Origin of the sequence: Pseudonocardia nematodicida (assembly GCF_040105385.1) — a bacterium.
In the GTDB taxonomy this organism is placed as follows: Bacteria; Actinomycetota; Actinomycetes; order Mycobacteriales; family Pseudonocardiaceae; genus Pseudonocardia; species Pseudonocardia nematodicida.
In genome coordinates this window covers 199053-215881 of the sequence record NZ_JBEDNQ010000002.1, presented here as the reverse complement: position 1 = coordinate 215881, position 16829 = coordinate 199053, and the positions used below count along the sequence as shown (strand labels likewise).

The window sequence follows — 16829 nt, the reverse complement described above, 5'->3', positions numbered from 1 at the left end:
TTGTCTCACGTGTCAGCGTCGACGGCGTCGAAGGAGGCGCGATGAGCGGATACTCGCTGCTGGAGGGGGTGCGCGTCGTCGAGGTCGCGCAGCTGGCGCCGTCCTCGGTCGGCGGGCACCTCGCCGACCTGGGGGCCGAGGTCATCAAGGTGGAGGCACCAGGCCGTGGTGAGGGCGTGCGCTACGCCGGTGCGCGCGCGGTGGGGGGCCCGGACGGCCCCGGGTTCATGCACCTGCGGTGGAACCGCGGCAAGCGCAGCGTCGAGCTGGACCTGCGCACCGAGGAGGGGGCCGCGGCGTTCCTGCGGTTGGCCGCCTCGGCCGACGCGGTCGTCGAGGGCACCCGGCACGGTCATCTCGAGCGGCTCGGCCTCGGCTGGGACCGGCTCACCGCGCAGCGACCGTCCGTGGTGCTGTGCGAGGTCTCCGGGACCGGTGCCGAGGGGCCCTACCGGGACCTGGCGACCGGCGGGATGTGGTTCGACGCCTACGCCGGCCTGCGCCGGGTGGATCCGGACCGGCCGTCCCCGCCGGGGGTGATGGGTGGGTCGGCCGAGACCCCGCAGGCGATGTACGCGCTCGGTGCCTACGGGGCTATGGCGGTCGTGGCGGCCGTGCTGCGGGCGCGCGAGACGGGCCGTGGCGCCCGGCTGCAGGTCAGCAGCGTCGACGTCGCGACGTCCTGGATGCCCGACCGCATCGACGCGGCACTCAACGTCGGCCGGACCCACGGACGGACGGGCTGGACGGTCGACGGTCGACTGCCGGACTGGCCGTTGCTCGACGCCTACCGGACCGCGGACGGGGGCGCGATCGTCTTCGGTTCGCACACGCCGAAGTTCTGGCGTGCGTTCTGCGCCGCCGTCGACCGCCCGGACCTCCTCGAGATCGACCTGGCCACGGTGGACGAGGGCAGCTCCGAGCGGGCCGAGCTCGTGTGGCGTGAGCTGTCGGCGTTGTTCCGGACCCGCACCAAACGGGAGTGGGTCGACCTCTTTCTCGCCCACGACGTCTCCGGGGGACCGGTCAACACCGTCGAGGAGCTCCTCGACGACCCGCACTTCGCCGCACGCGGCGCCGTCTACGAGGTCGCCGGGCCGGACGGGCCGCTGCGCCTCGCCGCGTCCCCGGTGCGCGTGGTCGGCGAGCACTTCGCCCCTGCTCTGGCGCCGGGCCCGGGCGAGCACACCGCCGAGGTGCTCGCGCGTCTCGACCCACCACTCCGGTGACCACGTCGGCGCCGGCCGGACTACGGAGGACACCACGGTGACACTGCTGAACAACGACGTCGCCCACACCCTGGCCGAGCATCTACGGGCGGGGACCACCGAGATGTCATCGACGGATCTGCGGGTGCCGATCTCCCATTTCGTCAGCGACGAACGGGCGGCCCAGGAGCGCCGGCTGCTCACCGAGCTCCCGGTGATCATCGGACACGGCTCCGAGATCGCTGCTCCCGGCAGCTTCATGACCCGGGAGATCCTCGGGATCCCACTGATCACCGTGCGCCGGTCGGACGGGACGGTCGGGTCCTACCTCAACATCTGCCGGCACCGCGGCGGCCGAGTGGAGGACGAGTCGTGCGGGAAGAAGCGGATCTTCACCTGCCACTACCACGGCTGGAGTTACTCCCGCGAGGACGGCAGCCTGCGCGGCGTGCCCTACGACGACTTCTACACCCATGTCGACAAGGACCGGCACAGCCTGCGCCAGGTGAGGACCGAGGAACGGCACGGGTTCCTGTTCGCGGTGCTGTCCGGCGGTCAGGACTGGGACGCCGACGAGTGGCTGGGCCCCGAGGTCGACGCCCAGCTGGCGCCGTACGGCCTCGACGGTGCCGAGATCTTCCTCGACGAGTCCTTCACGCTCGACATCAACTGGAAGCTGGTCCTCGACGGGGCGATCGACGTGCTGCACCCCAAGTTCCTGCACCCCGAGGGGGTCGGCAAGCTGATCGAGACCAACACCAGCGTCTGGCGGCAGTACGGCCGGCACGGCCAGTCGTTCAGCCCCCGGACCCGGATGGGCGACATGGCCCGTGCCGGCGAGCCGGTCGACGCCGACTTCCGGCTCATGGGCAGCAACCTGTTCCTCTACCCGAACTCCATGGTCATCTCGACACCGGACCACGTCGAGTTCTGGACCGTCTGGCCCGACACCACGACGCCGCACCGCTCGACGACCCAGATCCGGTTCCTGGTCCGGCCCGAGAAGCGGACCGAGCGCATCGAGAAGCGGGTGCTGCGCAGCTGGGAGATCCTGCAGGACGCAGCGGTCAACGAGGACTGGCCGATGGAGCTGACGATCCAGCGAAACGCCGCGGCATGGCCGCACGGGACCTATCTCTACGGCCGCAACGAGCAGTCCTGCCAGCATCTCCATCGTCAGCTCGCCGCCGATCTCGGCGACTGACCCCTGCCGACCGGTTGCTCAGCCGACCGGCATCAGGGAGGGCACGACGAAGTCCGCGACCAGCCGGCGGATCCGGGCTTCGTCCTCGGCGGAGTCGCCGAGCTGCACGATGAACATGATCTCCAGTCGCGCGATCCACTCGCACAGGCCGACCAGGTCGAGATCGGACCGGAGCTCTCCGGCATCGAGGGCCGCGACGAGCACCGGCTCCCAGAACTCCTGAGTCAGCTCGGTCGCCAGACCGGTCGAGCTGAGCAGGGTGTTGGCCAGTGCCATCTGCTCGGGGGAGACGAGCGCGTGCATCAACGGGTCCCGGTGACCGACCCGCACGTTCCACGTGATCCCTTCGACGAGGCGCTCGGCGAGCGTGTCCAGCGCCATGATCCGGGCCCGGCTCCGCTCGATGTTCATCCGGGCGTGCCGGCGCACCAGCGCGGTCAACAGGCTCTCCCGGTCGGAGAAGGTGCGGTAGAGGGTCGCGCGCGAGATCTCGGCCGCCGAGGCCACGTCTTCCATGGTCGTCTTCGCGATGCCGTACCGGGTGAAGCACGAGTCAGCGGCGTCCAGGATTCGTTCGACGGCGGCGGGGGGCCTGGCGGTCACCGGGGACGGACGGTCGGGCACGGGCCCAGCATACGGAGCAGCCGGGCCCGGCCACGGCGGGTCACCGGCCGACGACCTCGGCGATCCGCACCAGCCCGCGGGGTCCGGCGCGGACCACGAGCGTGTCGACCACGGTCTCCTCCCAGCGGGCGAGCTCGTCCCGGATCTTGGCCGGCGGCCCGACGAGCGCGATGTCGGAGACCATCGCGGTGGGGACGGCGGCCGTCGCCTCCTCCCGGCGGCCCGCCAGGAAGAGGTCCTGGATCCGGGCGCACTCGGCTTCGTAGCCGAGCCGGGCGAACACGTCGCGGTGGAAGTTGGCCTCCCGCGCGCCCATCCCACCGACGTAGAGCGCGAGCATCGGGCGGACCCGGTCGGCGGCGCGCTCCACATCGTCGTCGATCACCACCGGCACCGTCGCCGAGATCCGGAACTCCGACGCCGTCCGCCGGGCCCCCGGCCGGGCGAACCCCTCGGCCAGTGCCGCGCGGTAGAACCCGTCCAGGCGCGGCGAGAAGAACAACGGCAGCCAGCCGTCGGCGATCTCGGCGGCCAGGGCGACGTTGCGGGGGCCCTCGGCGGCCAGGTGGATGGGCAGGTCTGCCCGCAGCGGGTGCACCGTCGAGCGGAGCGCGGTGCCGAGCCCGGTGCCTCCGGGACGGGGTAGCGGGTAGTGCTCGCCGGCGCTGGTGACAGGTGCCTCGCGGGCGAGTACCGCGCGCACGATCTCGATGTACTCCCGGGTCCGCGCGAGCGGTCGCGGGTAGGGCGCGCCGTACCACCCCTCCACGACCTGGGGACCCGAGACCCCGAGGCCGAGCACGAACCGGCCACCGGAGAGGTGGTCCAGTGTCATGGCCGCCATCGCGGTGGCGGTGGGGGTCCGTGCCGAGAGCTGCAGTACGTCGGTCCCGAGCGTGATCCGCTCGGTGGCCGCCCCCCACCACGCCAGAGGCGTCAGGCAGTCCGATCCGTAGGTCTCGGCCGTCCACACCGAGTCGAAGCCGAGCTCCTCCGCGCGCAGTACGGACTGCTGTGCGTCCCGGGGCGGGCCGGATCCCCAGTAGCCGAGGTGCAGGCCGAGTCGCATCAGGACCTCCTGTGGCGCTGAAACATTAGACGTCATTCGTATCACGTGTCAGGATGCAGAGAAACGACGAGAGGGGGCCGGCCGTGCATTCGCCGGAGGCCGGGCACACGCGGGTGGCGCTGCTCACCGGGGGAGCCAGGGGTATCGGAGCCGCGATCGCGCGGCGGCTCGCCGACGACGGGTACGCCGTGGCGGTCAACTACGCCCGCAGCGCGACGGAGGCGGGCGCACTGGTCGACGACATCCGACGGGGCGGGGGCACCGCCCGGTGCTGGCAGGCCGACGTCACCGACCCCGCGGCGGTCTCCGGACTCGTCGACGCCGTGTCCTCGGCCTGGGCTCCGCCGTCGGTCCTGGTCAACAACGCCGGGCTCAACCTGACGGCGTCGGGGCGCAGGCTGGCCACAGAGGATTGGGACCAGGTGATCGCGGTGAACCTCAGCGGGGCTTTCTACTGCACCCACGCCGTGCTCCCGGCGATGTACGCGGCCGGGCACGGACGGGTCGTGTTCGTCGGCAGCCCGGCCGCCGGGCGCTCCGTGCTGCCCGGAACGGGCGCCTACGCCGCGGCGAAGGCCGGGATCGGCGCACTGGTCGCGGTGCTGGCGAAGGAGACGGCCCGGCGGGGGATCACCGTCAACTCGGTCGTCCCGGGTTTCGTCGACACCGACATGACCCGAGGCGAGGGGGAACGGGCGATCGCGGCGTTGCGGGCCGAGTGGCCCGAGATCCCGTCCGCCGCGGTCGCCGACGCGGTGTCCTACCTCGTCTCCGACCGTGCGGCCCACGTCTCAGGAGAGCAGCTCGGCGTGTGGCTGGGCGGTCCGTCCGGCCTCGCTCCGTGACCACGGCCGCACCGGCCGACGACCCCGGAGGAACTGATGACGAGCACCACCGACGACGGTGCCACCGGGCCCGGAGGGCAGCCCGGAGCCACCGCGGAGCCCGCCCCGGTCCTGGCCGACCGGCCTGAACCGGGCATCCTGCGATTGACCCTGAACCGGCCCGGCTCGCTGAACGCGATGAGCGCCGAGCTCATCGAGGCCCTGCACGCCGAGCTGCGCGCGGTCCAGGAGGACTCCGAGGTCCGGGCGGTCGTCCTGACCGGTAATGGGCGGGCGTTCTGCGCGGGCATCGACCTTCGCGGGTACGGGGACCCGCCGCAGCAGCCCGACGAGGAGGAGGGCCGTTCCCAGGCGGGGATGCGGGTCCAGCAGCACATCTCGAGCCTCGGCGAGGCCTTCCGCCGGGTCAGGGCCCCGATCATCGGGGCGGTCAACGGCCCGGCGACGGGCGGCGGGATGGCGCTGGCGGTGTTCTGCGACATCCGGCTGATGGCGCGGTCGGCGATCCTGCAGGCGTCGTTCATCCGGCGCGGCCTGGGGGGGACCGATATCGGACTCAGCTGGCTGCTGCCGCGCATGGTCGGGTTCGCCCGCGCCACCGATCTCATCCTCACCGGCCGGACGGTCGATGCGGAGGAGGCCGAGCGCATCGGCCTGGTCTCGGCCGTCGTCGAGGACGACGTCCTGGCCGATGCCGCCCTCGAGCGGGCCCGGCTGATCGCCGGGCACAGTCCGTTCGGGGTCTGGATGAGCAAGGAGGTGCTGTGGGCCAACCAGGAGACCGGCAGTTTCCAGGCCGCGGTCGAGTTGGAGAACCGCTCCCAGATCCTCACTGCGCTGACCCGGGACCATCGGGAGGCGGTGACGGCGTTCCTGGAGAAGCGCCCGGCCGTGTTCCGCAACCGGTGACCGGTACCGGGTTGGACGGCCGCACCGCCGTCGTGACCGGTGCGGCCAGTGGAATCGGCGCGGCGGTCGCCGCCCGGTTCGTGGCGGCCGGGGCGACCGTGCTGGTGACCGACGTGGACGAGCCGCGCGGTGCCCGGCTCGCCGAATCGCTCGGGGCTCGCGCCCGCTTCCGCCGGGTCGACGTCACGGTGGAGTCCGATGTGGAGTCGGCAGTGGCTGAGGTCGTCGAGCGGCACGGGCGGCTCGACTGCGTCGTCGCCAATGCCGGGGCCGTGGGACGCTGGCGGTTCCTGCACGACACCCCGGCGCAGGAGTGGGACGCCGCGTTCGCGCTGCTCTGCCGCTCGGTCCTGTTCGCGATCAAGTACGCGTCGCTGCCGATGAAGGCCGCCGGACGGGGCAGCATCGTCGCCACCGGCAGCGTCGCCGGTCTGCGCACCGGGTACGGTCCGCACGCCTACGGAGCGGCGAAGGCGGCCGTCGCCCAGCTCGTCCGCAGCGCCGCCGTCGAACTCGCGCCGCACGGCGTTCGGGTGAACACCCTGGTTCCCGGTGGCGTCGCGACCCGGATCGTCGGCCACGGGGCCGGCCTGACCGGCGACCGCCTCGACGACTCGGTCGACACGGTCCGCGCGGGCCTGCGCTCGCTGCAGCCGATGCCGCGTGCCGGTGAGCCGGACGATCTCGCGGGCGCCGCGGTGTTCCTCGCCTCGGACTCGTCGGCCTTCCTGACCGGCCAGGAGATCGTCGTGGACGGTGGCGCCTCGCTCGGTCGGGAGTGGCCTGCCGACGCGACCCGGATGGCAGCCCGGGCGGAGCAGCGACCGACCTGAACGCGGGGTGGACCGGACGGCTCCGGTCTCCGGACCACCCCGGCGTCGGTCGTAGCTCAGGCCGTCGTCCGGTTCCGCAGAACGATCGCCTCGGGCGGCACCTCGCGGAAGCGCTCCCGCAGAGTGGCCTTGGTCAGCTTGCCGGAGAAGGTCCGCGGCAGCGGCTCCGGCGAGGCGACGGCGTGCTTGGGCCACTTGAACCGGGCGAGCCGGGACTCGGCGGCGGCGGCGAGCTCGGCGACCACGCTCGCGGGGTCACGATCGGAGTGGAACACGACCATCGGGACCTCGCCCCACGACGGGTCGGGGACCCCGATGACCGCCAGGTCGGCGACGCCGGGTACCGCGGCGAGCACCTTCTCGATCTCAGCGGGATAGACGTTGATCCCCCCCGAGATGACCAGGTCCTTGCTGCGGTCGACGATGGTCAGGAACCCCTCCTCGTCCATGTGGCCGAGATCGCCGGTGTGCAGCCAGCCGTCGACGATCGTGTCGGCGGTCGCCTCGGGACGGCGCCAGTACCCCTGCATCACGTGCGGTCCGCGCACCAGTACCTCGCCGACCTCACCCGGCGCGTCCGCCCGGACCCGGACCTCGGTGCCGACCAGGGCGCGCCCGCACGACTCGGGCCGCGCCAGCGCGTCGTGCCACGGCAGGCTGGTGACCAGCCCGGACGCCTCGGTCAGCCCGTAGACCTGGTTCAGGGGCACGCCCCGCCGGCGGTAGATGTCCAGGGTCTGGGTCGGCACCGGGGCGCCACCCGCCGCGGCGTAGGTGAAGCTCGCGAGGTCGGCGTCGGCGAAGCCCGGGTGCGCCGCCATCCGCTGCCAGATCACCGGCACGAAGGTCGCGGCGGTGACCCGCTCCCGCACCATGATCTCCAGGCTGCGTTCCGGGTCGAAGTCCGCGAGCAGCACCATCGTCGCGCCCGGATAGATCACGAGCTGCACGAAGACCGAGACGACGGATCCGGTGTAGACCAGCGGAGCCGGGACCAGCACGCGGTCCCGCCAGGACAGGTTGTAGGCGATCATCTGCCCCTGGGCGGGGGCGAGGACGCTGCGGTGGGTCAGCACCGCGCCCTTCTGCACCCCGGTCGTCCCGGACGTGTAGCAGAGGAACGCCGGGTCGTCGTCGGCGATCTCGACCCGCGGGGCCGGGCCCGGGTCGGCGAGCAGCGTGTCGAACCCGGGGACGTCGGTCGAGTCCAGCGACACGACGTCGTAGGCTTCGCCGTCCACCCGGTCGGGCAGCCGGTCCAGCAGCCGTTGCTCGGTGACGATCAGCGCGGCGTCGGCGTCGCGCAGCAGCTCGCCCAGCTCCCCGGGCAGCAGCCGGAAGTTCAGCGGGACACAGACCGCGCCCAGCTTGAGCACCGCGACCATGACCCGGGCCAGCTCGGGGCGGTTGTGCATCAGCAGCGCGACCCGATCGCCGTGACCGATGCCGCGCGCGGCCAACCCGCGGGCGAGCGAGTCGCTGACCGCGTCGAGCTCGCCCCAGGACTCGCTCGTGCCCTCGAAGGCGATCGCGTCGTGGTCGGTCCGGGTCCGGGCCCAGAATCGGACGAGTTCGGGAACGTTCATCGGATGCTCCGTGGGTGGGGGTGGTGGTTCGGGCTCACCCGGCGTCCGCCGCGGTGGGATGTGTTCCGGATGGCGCCATGGCTGTGGCCCGCCGTCGCGTCCGGTGGACCAGCAGGACCAGTAGGACCAGGGAGATCGCACCGACCGCGGCGGGCACCGCGATGAGCTGGAAGATCACTGCTCCGGGGACGCCGGTGGTCATCAGCAGCCCACCGGCGAGCGGGGCCACCAACGATCCGACGCGGCCGGCGCCGAACGCCCAGCCGATGCCGGTCGCCCGGACGTCGATCGGGTAGATCTCGGCGGTGATCGTGGACAGCGCCTGGTTCACGCCGACGGCGAAGAAGCCGATCAGGCAGATCAGGAAGGTCAGCAGGACCGGCTGCCCGAACGTCGACGGGACCGCGAGGATCACCAGCACTGCTACGGGAAGTCCGACCGTGAGCGAGAAGTAGTCGCCGCGCCGGTCGATCAGCGCTCCCTGGGACAGCCCGCCGACCGTGTTCGCCAGCAGGCACAACGACATCGCGAGGATCGCGACACCCTGGTCCACCCCGACGTCGACGAGCAGTGTGGGCAGCCAGCTGTAGAGGAAGTAGACGATCACGTAGGTCGCGAACCAGGTGATCCAGAGCAGGGTCGTCGCCCGGCTCCGGCTGCCGAACAGGCTGCCGACCGGGATCCGTGCCGTGCGGGGTGCCGAGCCGGAGAGCGAGTCGTCCAGCGGTGTCGTGGCCAGCTCGGGCGAGATCCGCGCGAGCAGTGCACGGGCCGCGTCGGGCCGGCCGCGCCGGACCAGCATCCCGATCGAGTCGGGCAGCAGGCGCCAGCAGACCACGACGAGCACGATCGGCAGGATCGCGCCGACGAGGAAGACCGACCGCCAGCCGAGCGTCGGCACCAGCCGGCCGGCCACGATCCCGCAGAGGAAGCCGCCGATCGTGATGCCGCACAGCACGATCAGCACAGCGCGTCCACGCGCACGCGCAGGCATGTACTCGGACGAGAGAGCGACCAGGTTCGGCACCACCGCGCCGAGGCCGATCCCCGCCACGAACCGCACCCCGGCGAGCTCACCCACCGTCGACACGAGCGGGATCGTCGCGGTGACCGCGCCGTAGAGCAGCGTCGCACCGAGCAGGACGGCCCGGCGGCCGACGCGGTCGGCCAGCGGGGCCACCAGGGTGGTGCCCACGATCATGCCGATCAGCCCGACGGTGATCGCCGGCCCGAACGAGCCGGCCGGCACCTCCCACTCGGCGGCCATCGCCGGCAGCAGGTAGCCGATGGCGAGCGCGTCGAAGCCGTCCGCGATCCCGAGCAGGAAGCAGAGCAGAACCGTGCGCCTCTGGAACCGAGAGACGGGGCTGCGGTCGATGACATCACGTATCGAGGGGGCCGGACTGTCGCCCATCAGGTCCTCCGCTTCGGCGCGCCTCGGCGACCGCGTCGGTGCGGTCGGTGTCACAGCGCATCGGGAGAATGACACGTGAGACAAAAACCGTCTACAGTCTCACTGCGTCACGATGGCGACCGTCGGCGAGAGTGCTACGCCGCGACGTCCCGCCGACAGGGCTCTTGACCTCATCTTACCTATAACCATAAGTTAAGCGCGGCGTTCCGCCCGGCCGAAGTCGGCAGGGAGGGGCGCGCGGACCGTCTCCGCTCGTCGGAGCCCCGCTTCCCATCCGGTCGGCGCGACCACCACACGGAGGACACCGATGTCCAGATCCCTCACCCGCAGGACAGGCTTCGGGGCGGTGGTGTCCACCTGCCTCGCGGTGACCGTCCTCGACGGGATCGACCTGCTCATGTTCGGCGCGGTCCTGCCGGTGCTGCTCGAGGACCAGGTCTGGGGCATGACCACGGTCGAGGCCGGTCTGGTCGGCAGCCTCTCGCTGTTCGGCATGATGATCGGCGCGATGCTGGCCGGCTACCTCACCGACATCGTCGGCCGGCGCCCGATCGTGCTCGCGTGCGTCGCGAGCTTCAGCGTGTTCACCGGGTTGTGCGCGCTGGCCCCGAGCCTGGAGGTCTTCGGCCTGCTGCGCTTCCTCGCCGGCCTGGGCTTCGGCGGCGCCCTCCCGACGGTGATCGCTCTGACCATGGAGTACGTGCGGATCGACCGTCGTCAGTTCTACAACGGGGTGGTCCAGACCGGGTTCCCGATCGGCGGTGCACTCGTTTCGGTGATCGCCATCTTCGTCATCCCGGCCTTCGGGTGGCAGTCGCTGTTCGCCACGGCCGGCCTGGTGGGCATCGTGCTGTTCGCCGTGGCCTACCGGAACCTGCCCGAGTCCCTGGCGTTCCTCGTGGCTCGTGGGCGGCACGAGGAGGCGGCGGCGCTGGCGGAGCGGTACGAGATCGGGACCGCGGCCGAGTCGGGGCGTGCCGTCGCGGCATCGGACGCCGGCACGACCGGACGGCGTCGGTCGGCTGTCCGATTGCTCTCCGCGCCCGGATTCCGCACCGCGGCGATACTCTTCCCTCTGATCAGCTTCTTCGGCCTGCTGCTCTCCTACGGGATGAACACCTGGATCCCACAGATCCTGCGCACCACCGGATACGACCTCGGCTCGGCGCTGTCGTTCATGCTGGCGTTCAACCTCGGCAGTGCGCTGGGGATGGTGGTGCTCACCGGGCTGGCCGACCGGTTCGGCTCCCGACGGGTGATCTCCACCGGGTTCGTGGTCGGCGCGGCGGCCGTGGCGACCCTGACCCTGGGCCCCGCCCAGGGCTTCGTCTTCGCGCTCGTCCTGCTGATCGGGTTCTGCGCCTCGTCGCAGTCCGCCGTGTACGGCTTCGCCGGGGTCTACTACCCGCCCGCCGCCCGCGGCACCGCGCTGGGGCTGTGCACCGGACTCGGACGGCTGGGTGGCGTGGCGGGCCCGATCCTGGTCGGCATCGTGATCGCGACACCGTCCGGCGCGAACGGAGTGTTCTGGGCGTTCACGGTCGTGGGGCTGATCGCGGCCGCACTGGTCGCACTGGTGCCGCGGACCGGGCTCACCGACCGGGCGCGCCCGACAGCCGGGGAAGCGGGGACGACGGAGCGGCAGGTGCCCGCCTGAGCCACGCCGACCCGTGACGCGGCAGGAGCCGGCCAGGGTGTCCGGGACGGACGATGACCCGCGCACCCTGCCCGGTCGGCCGCGAACATGTGACGTTTCTGTTCATCGGTGTCTCGGGCGGCAACGCGCCACCGACGCCGGGTAGTCGACTCTGGAGGTCAATCGTGCGGGACGCAGTCATCGTGGAGGCGGTGCGCACACCGGTCGGTAAGCGCAAGGGCGGTCTGGCGGAGGTGCACCCGGCCGATCTGTCGGCACACGTGTTGCGGGCAGCGGTCGAGCGGTCGGGTGTCGACCCGGCCGAGATCGAGGACGTCATCTGGGGATGCGTGTCCCAGTCCGGCGAACAGACCATGGACATCGGGCGCACCGCGGCGCTCGCCGCGGGACTCCCCGAGACCGTGACCGGGGTGACGGTGGACCGCCAGTGCGGGTCCAGCCAGCAGTCGGTGCACTTCGCCGCGGCCGGTCTGATCGCCGGGCAGTACGACGTCGTCGTGGCCGGCGGTGTCGAGTCGATGACCCGGGTGCCGATGTTCTCCTCGAGCCAGGGCCAGGATCCGTTGGGCTCGGACTTCCTCGCCCGCTACGGCGTCGCCCCGAATCAGGGGGTCGGTGCCGAGATGATCGCCGAGAAGTGGGGCTTCTCCCGGACCAGGCTCGACGAGTTCGCCCTGCGGTCACACGAGCGCGCCGCCGCCGCGCAGGACGACGGCCGCTTCGACGGCCAGATCGCCCCGATCGTCGGAGTCGACGCCGACGAGGGTGTGCGCCGCGGCGGCACCCTGGAGAGCCTGGCCCAGCTCAGGACGGTCTTCAAGGAGGCCGACCAGGGCGGCGTCATCCACGCCGGGAACTCCTCGCAGATCTCCGACGGTGCCGCGGCGCTGCTCATGACCACCGGCGAGAAGGCGACCGAGCTCGGGCTGACCCCGATCGCCCGGGTGCACACCGCGGTGCTGGCCGGCGCCGACCCGGTGATCATGCTGACCGCGCCGATCCCGGCCACGGAGAAGGCGCTGCGCCGCTCCGGGCTCTCGCTGTCCGACATCGGCGCCTTCGAGGTCAACGAGGCGTTCGCGCCGGTCCCGATGGCGTGGCTGGCCGACGTCGGCGGCGACGACGCCGGCGTCGACCGCCGGCTCAACCCGAACGGCGGTGCGATCGCACTGGGTCACCCGTTGGGCGGCTCCGGCGCGCGGATCATGACCACGCTGGTGCACCACATGCGTGACAACGGTGTCCGCTACGGCCTGCAGACGATGTGCGAGGGCGGCGGCCAGGCCAACGCCACCATCCTCGAGCTGCTCTGACCTCCGAGAAAGGGATCCAGATGGACATCAACGGTTCCGTGGCCGTCGTGACCGGCGGCGCGTCGGGCCTGGGCCTGGCGACCACCGAGAAGCTCGTCGAGCTCGGCGCGCGAGTCGTGATCATCGACCTGGCGTCCTCGGACGGTGAGGCGGTCGCCGGCAAGCTCGGTGAGGACGTCCGGTTCGTGCCGACCGACGTCACCAGCGAGGAGCAGGTCGGTGCGGCCCTGGACGTGGCCGAGGAACTGGGCACCGTACGGGTCGCGGTGAACTGCGCAGGCATCGGCAACGCGGAGAAGACCTACGGGAAGAAGGGCCCCTTCCCACTGGACGGGTTCGCCAAGGTCGTCTCAGTGAACCTGATCGGCACATTCAACGTGATCAGGCTGGCGGCCGAGCGGATCGCCCGCGCCGACGACGCCGGCGGGGAGCGCGGTGTCATCGTCAACACCGCCTCGGTGGCCGCGTTCGAGGGACAGATCGGCCAGGCGGCGTACTCGGCGTCCAAGGGCGGGATCGTCGGCATGACGCTGCCGATCGCGCGCGATCTGGCGAGCCTCGGTATCCGGGTGGTCACGATCGCGCCGGGCCTGTTCGAGACCCCGCTGCTGGGCAGCCTGCCCGACGACGTCAAGGCCTCGCTGGGCGCGCAGGTCCCGCACCCGTCGCGGCTGGGCCGGCCCGCGGAGTACGCACAGCTGGCTGCACACATCATCGAGAACCCCATGGTCAACGGCGAGACGATCCGGCTCGACGGCGCGATCCGGATGCAGCCGCGGTGACCGCCACAGGGAGGGAGACCCCGTGAGACGCACGCTCTACGAGTCCGATCACGAGGACTTCCGGCACGCGTTCCGGGCGTTCGTCGAGAAGGAGATCGTCCCCGGGGAGCAGGACTGGGAGCGCGACGGGATCGTCTCCCGTGAGCTGTTCACCAAGGCGGGCGCGAGCGGCTTCCTGGGGATGGACGTGCCGGAGGACTTCGGCGGGGGTGGGGTGCCGGACTTCCGGTTCAACGCCGTCGTGATCGAGGAGCTGATGGACTCCGGCGTGGGTGGGCTGGGCCTCGGGATGACGTTGCACAACGACATCGTCATCCCCTACCTGCTGTCCTACGGCAGCGACGAGCAGAAGCGGCGATGGCTGCCGGGGGCGGTGAGTGGGGAGTCGATCCTCGCGATCGCGATGACCGAGCCGGGGACCGGCTCCGATCTGGCCTCGATCACCACCACCGCGGTCCGGGACGGCGACCACTACGTCGTCGACGGGGCCAAGACCTTCATCACCAACGGCATCAACGCCGATCTGGTGGTCGTCGCGGTCAAGACCGACCCGTCGCAGCGTCACAAGGGCATCAGCCTGCTGGTGCTCGAGCGCGGTATGACGGGTTTCGAGCGTGGTCGCAACCTCGACAAGCTGGGCCAGCACGCCCAGGACACCGCCGAGATGTCCTTCCGCGGCGTCCGCGTGCCGGTCGGCAACCTGCTCGGACCCGACGAGGGACAGGGGTTCACCCAGCTGGTCCAGAAGCTTCCGCAGGAACGCCTCTCGATCGCGTTGGCGGGCGTCGCCGCAGCCAGGTCGACCCTGAGGTCCACGCTGGAGTACGTGAAGGAGCGGAAGGCGTTCGGCTCGCCGGTCGGTTCGTTCCAGAACTCTCGCTTCGTGCTGGCCGAACTCGACACCGAGATCGACATCGCCGAGCACTACGTCGACGACTGCGTGCGGGCGCTGAACGCCGGCGAGCTCACCGCGATCGACGCCTCCAAGGCCAAGTACTGGTGTACCGAGCTTCAGGGTCGGGTCGTCGACCGCTGCCTGCAGCTGCACGGTGGCTACGGCTACATGAGCGAGTACCCGGTCTCGAAGGCCTACGCAGACGCCAGGATCACCCGCATCTACGGGGGTACCACCGAGATCATGAAAGAGGTCATCGGCCGCGGTCTGGGCCTGTGACCTGCACCAGCGGGACGGGCCGGGGAAGGGGCGGGCCGTGCGCGCAATGATCTGTACCGAGTTCGGTGATCCCCCGCTGCTCGAGGTGGCCGAGGGTCCCGATCCGCGCCCCCGACCGGGAGAGGTCGTCATCGGTGTCGCTGCGGCGGGGGTCAGCTTCGTCGACGGTCTGATCGTCGCCGGCGGCTACCAGCTCCGGCCGGCGCTGCCCTTCACTCCCGGCATCGCGGTCGCCGGGCGGATCGTGGCGACCGGGGACGGGGTCGACCGGAACCTCACCGGGGCCGACGTCGCCGCGGTCGTCGCGGGGTTCGGCGGCTACGCCTCGCACGTGGCCGTGCCGGAGTGGACCGCGGTCGCCCGGCCCCCCGGCGTGCCGGCCGAGCTCGCGGCGTCGGTCGTCGAGTCCTATCTGACCCTCGCCCACGCGACGACCCGGCGGGTGACGATCCGGCCGGGGGAGCAGGTCGTCGTGCTCGGGGCGGCCGGTGGGATCGGGCTCGCCGCCGTGGACGTCGTGCGGAGTCTGGGCGCCCGGGTGATCGGCGTCGCCTCGTCGCCGGAGAAGCGGGAGGCGGTGCTCCGGGCCGGCGCGGACGTCGCGCTCGGCTACGACGACCTCAAGGACTCGATCCGGGAAGCGACCGGCGGGGGCGCCGACGTGGTCGTCGATCCGGTCGGGGGAGCCACCACGGAGACCGCGCTGCGCGCACTCGGCAGCGGGGGGCGGCTGTGCCTGCTCGGTTTCGCCGCGGGGGAGATCCCGCGGATCCCGGCGAACATCGTGCTGCTGCGCAACCGGTCGGTCGTCGGGGTGGACTGGGGGGACTGGTCGCGCCAGGACGCCGGCCGGGCGGGCAACCCGGCGCTGCTGGCCGACGTGCTCGGCCGCATCGACCGGGGTGAGCTCAGCCCCCCGGCCCCGGCTGCGGTGCCGCTGGAGGACGCCGGACGTGTCCTCGGGCTGCATCGTGCGCGCCGTGCGGTGGGCCGGCACATCCTGCTCCCGTGACGTCATCGCCAAATGGACCTGGGGTCGCGCGTGCGGACGCCGGTGGAGTACCGAGGATGGAGGAGACGGAGTGACACGAGGTCACGGCCCGCTGGCCGGCCTGAGAGTCGTCGAACTGGCCGGGATCGGTCCCGGCCCGCACGCAGCGATGGTGCTGGCCGATCTCGGCGCGGACGTGGTCCGCGTCGACCGGTCGCCGGAGGGGACGGATGACGCGGGCGGCGTCCCCGACCCGACGAACAGGGGACGCCGCAGCGTCGTCGTGGACCTCAAGGATCCCGACGGTCGCACCGCACTGCTGCGCCTGGTGAAACGTGCCGACGTGCTCCTCGAGGGATTCCGGCCCGGAGTCACGGAACGGCTCGGTGTCGGCCCCGACGAGTGCCTGGGGCGCAACCCGCGCCTGGTCTACGGGCGGATGACCGGCTGGGGGCAGGACGGGCCCCTCGCGTCCCGGGCGGGCCACGACATCAACTACATCTCGCTCACCGGTGCGCTGCACGCCGTCGGCCGGGCGGGGGAGCGGCCGGTCCCGCCGCTGAACCTGGTCGGCGACTTCGGTGGCGGCTCGATGCTCCTGGTCGTCGGCGTGCTCGCCGCCCTCTGGGAGGCCCGGTCCTCGGGTCGCGGGCAGGTCGTGGACGCCGCGATGGTCGACGGCGCCAGCGTCCTCACCCAGATGTTCCGTGGTTTCCTCGCCGACGGGAGCTGGGTCGACGAGCGCGGCCGAAACCTGCTCGACGGCCACGCGCCGTTCTATGACACCTACACCTGCGCCGACGGGCGGCATGTGGCGGTGGGAGCCCTCGAACCCCAGTTCTTCGCCGAGCTGACCTCAGGGCTCGGGGTCACCGAGCGGGACACCGGCGCGCAGTACGACCGTGCGTCCTGGCCCGCCATGCGAAAGCTGTTCACGACGGTGTTCGGCTCCCGCACACGCGACGAGTGGGCCGCCGTCTTCGAGGGCACCGACGCCTGCGTCACCCCCGTGCTGTCGTTCGGCGAGGCCGCTGCCCATCCGCACCTGGTGGCCCGCGACACCGTGGTCACCGTCGACGGGGTCACCCAGGCCGCGCCGGCCCCGCGGTTCTCCCGGACGGCGACGACGATCGCACGGCACGGCGCGGGGCCGCAGGAGATCGACTCCGTCCTCGCCGGGTGGCCGGCGGATCCGGACGGATCCAGGAACGAGAGGTGAG

15 protein-coding genes are annotated in these 16829 nt (G+C 71.8%); 11 read left to right on the top strand and 4 right to left on the bottom strand.

Annotation, left to right across the window (positions count from 1 at the left end):
* The first annotated feature begins 41 nt into the window (after positions 1 to 41).
* Both WIS52_RS05345 and WIS52_RS05340 read left to right on the top strand, forming a co-directional pair.
* Positions 42 to 1229, top strand: a complete 1188-nt coding sequence (locus tag WIS52_RS05345) for a CaiB/BaiF CoA transferase family protein (protein WP_349296981.1) — start codon at positions 42 to 44, stop codon at positions 1227 to 1229.
* Positions 1230 to 1266: 37 nt separating this feature from the next.
* Positions 1267 to 2412, top strand: a complete 1146-nt coding sequence (locus WIS52_RS05340) for an aromatic ring-hydroxylating oxygenase subunit alpha (RefSeq protein WP_349296980.1) — start codon at positions 1267 to 1269, stop codon at positions 2410 to 2412.
* Positions 2413 to 2430: 18 nt separating this feature from the next.
* On the opposite strand, the gene WIS52_RS05335 is transcribed toward WIS52_RS05340, so the two are convergent.
* Entirely contained in the window at positions 2431 to 3036 is a 606-nt protein-coding gene (locus WIS52_RS05335; protein WP_349296979.1) for a TetR/AcrR family transcriptional regulator, read from the bottom strand.
* 40 nt (positions 3037 to 3076) lie between these two features.
* Positions 3077 to 4105: an LLM class F420-dependent oxidoreductase gene (locus WIS52_RS05330; protein ID WP_349296978.1), complete on the bottom strand. Its 1029-nt coding sequence runs from the start codon at positions 4103 to 4105 to the stop codon at positions 3077 to 3079.
* Between the two features lie 83 nt (positions 4106 to 4188).
* Between WIS52_RS05330 and WIS52_RS05325 the strand changes: the two genes are divergently transcribed.
* The 3 genes from WIS52_RS05325 to WIS52_RS05315 are packed head-to-tail and all read left to right on the top strand — an operon-like array spanning position 4189 to position 6692.
* Positions 4189 to 4950 (top strand): SDR family oxidoreductase, encoded by a 762-nt coding sequence (locus tag WIS52_RS05325; RefSeq protein ID WP_349296977.1) that lies wholly within the window; start codon positions 4189 to 4191, stop codon positions 4948 to 4950.
* Positions 4951 to 4986: 36 nt separating this feature from the next.
* Positions 4987 to 5859 carry an enoyl-CoA hydratase/isomerase family protein gene (locus WIS52_RS05320; protein ID WP_349296976.1) on the top strand — a complete coding sequence of 291 codons (873 nt, stop codon included), beginning with the start codon at positions 4987 to 4989 and terminating at the stop codon, positions 5857 to 5859.
* Positions 5856 to 6692, top strand: a complete 837-nt coding sequence (locus WIS52_RS05315) for an SDR family oxidoreductase (RefSeq protein ID WP_349296975.1) — start codon at positions 5856 to 5858, stop codon at positions 6690 to 6692. The genes WIS52_RS05320 and WIS52_RS05315 overlap by 4 nt, the downstream gene beginning before the upstream one ends.
* A gap of 56 nt (positions 6693 to 6748) precedes the next feature.
* Here the strand turns inward: WIS52_RS05315 and WIS52_RS05310 are convergent, their stop codons facing one another.
* Together WIS52_RS05310 and WIS52_RS05305 are read right to left on the bottom strand one after the other, a co-directional pair.
* A complete protein-coding gene (locus tag WIS52_RS05310) occupies positions 6749 to 8278 on the bottom strand; it encodes a class I adenylate-forming enzyme family protein (RefSeq protein WP_349296974.1) in 1530 nt (509 codons plus the stop codon).
* A gap of 34 nt (positions 8279 to 8312) precedes the next feature.
* On the bottom strand, positions 8313 to 9692 hold the full coding sequence (locus WIS52_RS05305) for an MFS transporter (RefSeq protein WP_349296973.1): 1380 nt from the start codon (positions 9690 to 9692) through the stop codon (positions 8313 to 8315).
* 307 nt (positions 9693 to 9999) lie between these two features.
* Here WIS52_RS05305 and WIS52_RS05300 point away from each other — a divergent pair, with 307 nt between their 5' ends.
* From WIS52_RS05300 to WIS52_RS05275, 6 genes are all read left to right on the top strand, one after another.
* Positions 10000 to 11349, top strand: a complete 1350-nt coding sequence (locus tag WIS52_RS05300) for an MFS transporter (RefSeq protein ID WP_349296972.1) — start codon at positions 10000 to 10002, stop codon at positions 11347 to 11349.
* A gap of 164 nt (positions 11350 to 11513) precedes the next feature.
* On the top strand, positions 11514 to 12662 hold the full coding sequence (locus WIS52_RS05295) for a thiolase family protein (RefSeq protein ID WP_349296971.1): 1149 nt from the start codon (positions 11514 to 11516) through the stop codon (positions 12660 to 12662).
* A 20-nt stretch (positions 12663 to 12682) separates the two neighbouring features.
* The gene (locus WIS52_RS05290) at positions 12683 to 13444 is read left to right on the top strand and encodes a 3-hydroxyacyl-CoA dehydrogenase (RefSeq protein ID WP_349296970.1); all 762 of its coding nucleotides are present in this window, start codon (positions 12683 to 12685) and stop codon (positions 13442 to 13444) included.
* 22 nt (positions 13445 to 13466) lie between these two features.
* Positions 13467 to 14618 carry an acyl-CoA dehydrogenase family protein gene (locus tag WIS52_RS05285; RefSeq protein WP_349296969.1) on the top strand — a complete coding sequence of 384 codons (1152 nt, stop codon included), beginning with the start codon at positions 13467 to 13469 and terminating at the stop codon, positions 14616 to 14618.
* 46 nt (positions 14619 to 14664) lie between these two features.
* Entirely contained in the window at positions 14665 to 15630 is a 966-nt protein-coding gene (locus WIS52_RS05280) for an NADPH:quinone oxidoreductase family protein (RefSeq protein WP_349296968.1), read from the top strand.
* Between the two features lie 70 nt (positions 15631 to 15700).
* A complete protein-coding gene (locus WIS52_RS05275; RefSeq protein ID WP_349296967.1) occupies positions 15701 to 16828 on the top strand; it encodes a CaiB/BaiF CoA transferase family protein in 1128 nt (375 codons plus the stop codon).
* Position 16829 lies beyond the last annotated feature (1 nt).

Coding starts and splice junctions, on each gene's coding strand:
- WIS52_RS05345 (WP_349296981.1), top strand. CDS start 42: ATGAGCGGATACTCGCTGCTGGAGGGGGTGCGCGTCGTCGAGGTCGCG.
- WIS52_RS05330 (WP_349296978.1), bottom strand. CDS start 4,105: ATGCGACTCGGCCTGCACCTCGGCTACTGGGGATCCGGCCCGCCCCGG.
- WIS52_RS05320 (WP_349296976.1), top strand. CDS start 4,987: ATGACGAGCACCACCGACGACGGTGCCACCGGGCCCGGAGGGCAGCCC.
- WIS52_RS05310 (WP_349296974.1), bottom strand. CDS start 8,278: ATGAACGTTCCCGAACTCGTCCGATTCTGGGCCCGGACCCGGACCGAC.
- WIS52_RS05305 (WP_349296973.1), bottom strand. CDS start 9,692: ATGGGCGACAGTCCGGCCCCCTCGATACGTGATGTCATCGACCGCAGC.
- WIS52_RS05300 (WP_349296972.1), top strand. CDS start 10,000: ATGTCCAGATCCCTCACCCGCAGGACAGGCTTCGGGGCGGTGGTGTCC.
- WIS52_RS05290 (WP_349296970.1), top strand. CDS start 12,683: ATGGACATCAACGGTTCCGTGGCCGTCGTGACCGGCGGCGCGTCGGGC.
- WIS52_RS05280 (WP_349296968.1), top strand. CDS start 14,665: ATGATCTGTACCGAGTTCGGTGATCCCCCGCTGCTCGAGGTGGCCGAG.